The 6,000-nt window shown below is 67.0% G+C and carries 5 protein-coding genes; 2 read left to right on the top strand and 3 right to left on the bottom strand.

Features of this window, described 5'->3' with window-relative positions; translation table 11 throughout:
• Positions 1 to 232: 232 nt before the first annotated feature.
• Complete coding sequence (locus D2T30_RS20895; protein ID WP_128210400.1) at positions 233 to 1,306, bottom strand: dipeptidase; 1,074 nt, start codon at positions 1,304 to 1,306, stop codon at positions 233 to 235.
• Positions 1,307 to 1,474: 168 nt separating this feature from the next.
• On the opposite strand from D2T30_RS20895, the gene D2T30_RS20890 reads away from it, so the two are divergent.
• Positions 1,475 to 2,707 (top strand): MFS transporter, encoded by a 1,233-nt coding sequence (locus D2T30_RS20890; protein WP_128210399.1) that lies wholly within the window; start codon positions 1,475 to 1,477, stop codon positions 2,705 to 2,707.
• Between the two features lie 117 nt (positions 2,708 to 2,824).
• On the opposite strand, the gene D2T30_RS20885 is transcribed toward D2T30_RS20890, so the two are convergent.
• Positions 2,825 to 3,658, bottom strand: coding sequence for an SDR family oxidoreductase (locus D2T30_RS20885; RefSeq protein ID WP_128210398.1), 834 nt, complete (start codon positions 3,656 to 3,658; stop codon positions 2,825 to 2,827).
• Positions 3,655 to 3,963 carry an Rdx family protein gene (locus D2T30_RS20880; RefSeq protein ID WP_128185037.1) on the bottom strand — a complete coding sequence of 103 codons (309 nt, stop codon included), beginning with the start codon at positions 3,961 to 3,963 and terminating at the stop codon, positions 3,655 to 3,657. Before D2T30_RS20880 ends, D2T30_RS20885 begins: the two co-directional genes overlap by 4 nt.
• Before the next feature lie 203 nt (positions 3,964 to 4,166).
• Here D2T30_RS20880 and D2T30_RS20875 point away from each other — a divergent pair, with 203 nt between their 5' ends.
• On the top strand, positions 4,167 to 5,642 hold the full coding sequence (locus tag D2T30_RS20875) for an AMP nucleosidase (protein WP_128185035.1): 1,476 nt from the start codon (positions 4,167 to 4,169) through the stop codon (positions 5,640 to 5,642).
• The last annotated feature ends 358 nt before the right edge of the window (positions 5,643 to 6,000 follow it).

Here is a 6,000-nt window from a genome sequence, read left to right as displayed (position 1 = left end):
TCCATAAATATCCCGGGGGTGAATTGGCCGCAGGCCAAGAGGGGGCTGGCCCCCTTTTCTTCCCATCCGCAGGCGGCACTCGGGATTTCCGCACAGTTGCGAAACCAAGGCTGCGTGAACCGGCAGAGGAGAGGGTGGCAGGGGGCCAGCCCCCTCGCGCGGTCCGCGCTCACCCCCGGGATATTTATGGAAACACGAAAGGGCGGGCGGGCGCGCGCTGCGCTCCAGAGTTCTATTCCCCCCAGACGCGCCCCAGCACCGCCAGCCAGTTCCGGTGCGCGATCTTCTCGACCAGTTCCTCGCCGAAGCCATGCGCCCGCAGCGCGTCCAGCAGCCGCGGCAACCCCGCCACGTCGCGCAGATCGGCGGGCATCGTCGCCCCGTCGAAATCCGAGCCGAGGCCGACATGATCCTCGCCCAGTTGGCCGATCAGATGATCGAGGTGGCGCAAAACCGGATCCCAGCCCTCGAACGCCGTGCCCAGCCCGTCGGGCCGCAGGAAGCCCACCGCGTAGTTCAGCCCGACCATGCCCCGGCTTTCACGGATCATCGCCAGTTGCCGGTCCGTCAGGTTGCGCGACGAGGGCGTCACCGCATGGGCGTTGGAATGGGTGGCGACCAGCGGCGCATCGGAAATCGCCGCGATGTCGTCAAATCCCTTCTCGTTCAGATGGCTGAGGTCGAGCATGATCTTCAGCCGGTTGCATTCCCGCACCAGATCCTTGCCCGCCGCCGTCAGCCCGTCGCCGGTATCGGGCGAGGACGGAAAGGCGAAGGGCACCCCATGCGCAAAGGCCGTCGGCCGCGACCACACCGGTCCGAGCGAGCGCAGCCCCACCGCGTGCCAGACATGCAGCGCATCGAGGTCGGTGCCGATCGCCTCGGCCCCCTCCATATGCAGGATCGCGGCGATCCTGCCCGCCGCCATCGCGGCGCGGATATCGGCGACCGAACGGCAGATCGACAGCGTGCCGGTGCGCTCCATCCACAGCAGATGCCCGACCTCGGCCATGGCGACGGGCAGCGCCTGTTCGTAAGGAACCTCGGACGGCAGCGGCATGGCGAAGGGTGGGTTGTTCATCGCCCGGTCCAGCGCGCCCAGATCCACCGTCCCCCCCACCGCCTCAGGCGTCGGCACCCAGATCGCAAAGAAGCCGCCCGCGAAACCGCCCGCCTTCATCCGCGGCAGGTCGAGCTGCCCTTCCTCCGTCCCCTTGAGCCAAAGCTCCTCGCGCCGTTCGGGCGCATGCAGCAGACGCAGAAGGAAATCGTTGTGACCATCGAAAACGGGGACCGGCTTGGCCATGCTATGCCTCTTGGGGAGATAGACCGACGCCCGGATGGCGTCGCGTCATCCGACCACTTTGCCCCGCCGGGTGCAAGACGCCTGATTGTTTCCGGCACAATGGCCCGATTGACGGACGCGCGGCATTGGTGGCGAATGAAGGTCCGCCTTTCGCGTCAAGGACAGACCATGACCCGCCTTTTCACCCCCGTCCTGATCGGCGGCTGCATCATCCTTCTGCTCAGCTTCTCGATCCGCGCCTCCTTCGGCGTATTCCAGATCCCGATCGCCGAGGAATTCGGCTGGCCGCGGGCCGAGTTCAGCCTCGCCATCGCCATCCAGAACCTGGCCTGGGGGATCGGTCAGCCGATCTTCGGCGCGCTGGCGGAGAAATTCGGCGACCGGCGCGCGATCGTCGCGGGGGCGCTGCTGTATGCGGCGGGGCTGGTGCTGTCCTCTTTCGCGGTGCAGCCGTGGCAGCACGACCTGCTGGAGATCCTCGTGGGCTTCGGCGTCGCGGGCACGGGTTTCGGCGTGATCCTCGCCGTCGTCGGACGGGCGAGTTCGGATGCGAACCGTTCGCTCGCGCTTGGCGTCGCCACGGCGGCGGGATCGGCCGGGCAGGTCTTCGGCGCCCCGGTGGCCGAGATCCTGCTGGGCTTCATGCCGTGGCAGGGTGTCTTCATCGTCTTCGCGGGCGTCATCCTCGCCAGCCTGCTGGCCCTGCCGCTCTTGCGCGCGCCTGCCCGCGCCACCCGCGCCGAACTGGCCGAGAGCATGGGCACCGTGCTCAGCCGCGCCTTCCGTGATCCGACCTACTCGCTGATCTTCATCGGCTTCTTTTCCTGCGGCTATCAGCTTGGCTTCATCACCGCGCATTTCCCCGCCATGGTGACCGAACTGTGTGGCGCCATCGACCCCACGGGGATGCTCGCGGCGCTTGGCATCCGCACGCAATCGACACTGGGCGCGGTGGCGATCTCGGTCATCGGGCTGGCGAATATCGCAGGCGCCATCGCCGCCGGATGGGCGGGCAACAGATGGAGCCGCAAATACCTTCTGGCGCTGATCTATCTGGGCCGGACCATCGCGGCGGCGCTGTTCATCATGCTGCCGATGACACCCGCCACGGTGCTGGTCTTTTCGCTGGTGATGGGGGCGCTGTGGCTGGCGACGGTGCCGCTGACCTCGGGTCTGGTCGCCTATATCTACGGGCTGCGCTACATGGGGACGCTCTATGGCTTCGTCTTCCTCAGCCACCAGATCGGCGCGTTCCTCGGCGTCTGGCTGGGCGGGCGGCTCTATGACATCTACGGCAATTATACCGCCGTCTGGTGGATCGGCGTCGGCGTCGGCGCCTTCTCGGCCATCGTCCACCTGCCGGTGCGCGAACGCCCGATGAACGCCGCCGCCCCGGCCTGAAACGCATTTCCGCGCGGCGCCTTTCCCGTCGTTTTTCCATAAATATCCCGGGGGTGAGGCGCTTGCGCCGAGGGGGCTGGCCCCCTGCCCCCCCATCCGCCCGCGCAACGATCCCGGCTAAGCCCCAGCCAAAGCCAGCGCCCTCAACCCCACCCGATAATCCGGATACCGTAGCCGGACGCCCAGTTCCTGGCTGATCCGGTCGTTCCGCACACGCTTGTTCTCGGCATAGAAGCTGCGCGCCATCGGGCTCATCCGGGCGGTGGCGAAATCCTCGGCAGGTGGGACCGGCAGATGCAGCAGCTCCGCCGCGAAGGCCAGCACATCCTCGGGCGGGGCGGGCTCGTCGTCGCAGACATTGTACAGCCGCCCCGGATGCGGCGCGGCGATCGAGGCCGCCAGCACCTGCGCGATGTCATCCACATGGATGCGGGAAAAGACCTGACCCGGCTTGACGATCCGCCGCGCGGTGCCGGCCTTCACCTTGGCGAAAGGCCCACGCCCCGGCCCGTAGATCCCGGCCAGCCGAAAGACATGGACCGGCTGCACGGCCGACCACGCCGCCTCGGCCGCGATCCGCGCCCGGCCGCGTTCCGTCGCGGGGGCGGGCGGGGTATCCTCGTCCACCCAGCCGCCGTCGTGGTCGCCATAGACGCCCACCGTCGACAGATAGCCCACCCAGTCGAACCGCGCCGCGGCGATCCGCCCGGCACAGGCGCGCAGCACGGGATCGCCCGCCTCGTCCGGCGCGACCGAGGACAGAAGATGCGTGGCCTGATCGAAGGGCAGATCCTCGCCCGGCCAGATCAGCGGCTCCACCCCCGTCGCGGCGATCTGCGCGGCAGTCCGCGCCGAGCGGGTCGTCCCGATGATCCGCCAGCCCTGCGGCAACAGCACCCGCGCCAGAGCCTGCGCCGAATAGCCGTGGCCGATCGACAGCAACGTCTTCACGCGCCGCTCCGGTCGATATGGCCCAGATCGCGCCCGGGCTCGATCACGTCGCGCAGGCGCTTCTTGATCTCCTTCGCATCCGGAAAGCCGCCGTCGCGCTTGCGTTCCCAGATCAGTTCGCCGTTCACACGGATTTCGTAGACGCCGCCATAGCCGGGGATCAGCGCGACCTCGCCCAACTGCTCGGTGAAGGTCTGCAACAGCTCCTGCGCCATCCAGCCGGCCCGGAGCAGCCAGTTGCAGCCGGTGCAATAGGTGATGGTGACGCGCGGTTTCGCGGCGGGTGTCTGATCGCTGGTTTCCATGCCCGCAGGTTAGCGCCCGCGCGCCCGCCCCACAATCACCGTCATCACAACATCACTTGCGCCGGGGCCATCCCGGTGGCAGGCTGCGCCATGTCCATGAAGAAGATCGAAAACACAGACCGGACAGGGGCATTGCGCGCCCCGGACATCAGCCGGTCGCACCCGCCCCGATCCGCTTGCGGGGCAATATACGGATTTCCCAGATGAATGAACCGCTTGTCACGCATGGCCCCGACCTGTGCGGCCCCGAACTGTTCACCGATGCCGAAGCCGCCGTGGCGCGGCTCGAACGGCTTTACGACGATGCCGTCGCCTATCTGATCGAAAAGTTCAACCTGGTCCTGTCCGAGGGCCGGGCCACGGCGCGCTATCGCGCCTTCTACCCCGAGGTGCGGATCACCGTGCCCTCGCATATCAAGGCCGACGCGCGGCTGAGCTTTGGCCACCTGCCGATCCCCGGCACCTATGTCGCGACGATCACCCGGCCGGACCTGTTCCACAACTATCTGGTTCAGCAGATCGGCCTGTTGCTGAAGAACCATCAGGTGCCGGTGCAGATCGGCCCCTCGGCCACGCCGATCCCGGTGCATTTCGCCGTCGCCTCGCAGCCCGGGGTGATGGTGCCGCAGGAAGGGGTGCTGGACTTCTCGCTGCGCGACGTGTTCGACGTGCCCGATCTGGCGACGATGAACGACGACATCGTCAACGGCACGGCAAAGCCCAATCCCGACGGATCGGGCCATCTGGCGCCCTTCACCGCGCAACGGGTGGATTACTCGCTGGCGCGGCTGAGCCATTACACCGCCACCGCCGCCGAGCATTTCCAGAACCACGTCCTGTTCACCAACTATCAGTTCTACGTCGATGAATTCGAAAAGGTCGGACGCTCCATGCTGGCCGATCCGGCGCAGGGCTACACAAGCTTCGTCGCCCCCGGCAACCATGAGATCACGGCCGCGGATGCGATGATCCCCTTGCTGACCAAGCTGCCGCAGATGCCCGCCTATCACCTGAAGCGCCCGGACGGGAACGGCATCACGCTGGTGAACATCGGCATCGGCCCCTCGAACGCCAAGACCGCGACGGACCATATCGCCGTGCTGCGCCCGCATGCCTGGCTGATGGTGGGCCATTGCGCGGGGCTGCGCAATTCGCAGTCGCTTGGCGATTTCGTGCTGGCCCATGCCTATCTGCGCGAGGATCACGTGCTGGACGACGATCTGCCCGTCTGGGTGCCGATCCCGGCGCTGGCGGAAATCCAGATCGCCTTGCAGGAGGCGGTGCAGGAGGTCACGCAGCTGGAGGGATATGAGCTCAAGCGCATCATGCGCACCGGCACGGTGGCGACCATCGCCAACCGCAACTGGGAGCTGCGCGACCAGTCCGGCCCGGTCCACCGGCTGAGCCTGTCGCGCGCCGTGGCGCTGGACATGGAAAGCGGCACGATCGCGGCGAACGGGTTTCGGTTTCGCGTGCCCTACGGCACGCTCCTGTGCGTGTCGGACAAGCCTTTGCATGGCGAATTGAAGCTCCCCGGCATGGCGACGGAATTCTACCGCACCCAGGTGGCGAGCCATCTGCAGATCGGCATCCGCGCGATGGAAAAGCTGCGCGACATGCCGCTTGAACGGATCCACAGCCGCAAGCTGCGCAGCTTCGAGGAAACGGCGTTTCTTTGAGCGCGTCGCCCGACCGGTAGCCGGGCGCGCGTGGAGGGGGAAAAGGGGGCCAGCCCCCTCTTGGCCTGCGGCCAATTCACCCCCGGGATATTTATGGAAGAATGAAGGGGAGAAGGGGCGTTTCAAATACCTTTGGATCGCGCGCCCGAAGCATATATGCCGCCTTCGGATCTTTCCACGAGAGGCGGTTTGAAAGGAGCTTTTCGTCCGTGGTCTTTTCACGAATATTCCGGGGTGAGCCGGGAAAAGCGGCGTTCCGGTGCCCTTCGAACACGCGGAACGCGCGAGGGGGCGGCGCCCCCGTGCGCCCTCCGGTGATTTCGCGCCGCGCTCCGCGGGGGAAATCGGCTCACGGGCG

The organism is Paenirhodobacter populi (assembly GCF_004022215.1).
Taxonomy (GTDB): Bacteria; Pseudomonadota; Alphaproteobacteria; order Rhodobacterales; family Rhodobacteraceae; genus Rhodobacter; species Rhodobacter populi.
Note: the sequence above shows the minus strand (reverse complement) of the source record. Positions and strands in the feature narration are given on the sequence as shown.

What these genes read in the sequence shown, in the direction of transcription:
- D2T30_RS20895 (WP_128210400.1), bottom strand. Translation starts at nt 1,306, where the DNA reads ATGGCCAAGCCGGTCCCCGTTTTCGATGGTCACAACGATTTCCTTCTG.
- D2T30_RS20890 (WP_128210399.1), top strand. Translation starts at nt 1,475, where the DNA reads ATGACCCGCCTTTTCACCCCCGTCCTGATCGGCGGCTGCATCATCCTT.
- D2T30_RS20880 (WP_128185037.1), bottom strand. Translation starts at nt 3,963, where the DNA reads ATGGAAACCAGCGATCAGACACCCGCCGCGAAACCGCGCGTCACCATC.
- D2T30_RS20875 (WP_128185035.1), top strand. Translation starts at nt 4,167, where the DNA reads ATGAATGAACCGCTTGTCACGCATGGCCCCGACCTGTGCGGCCCCGAA.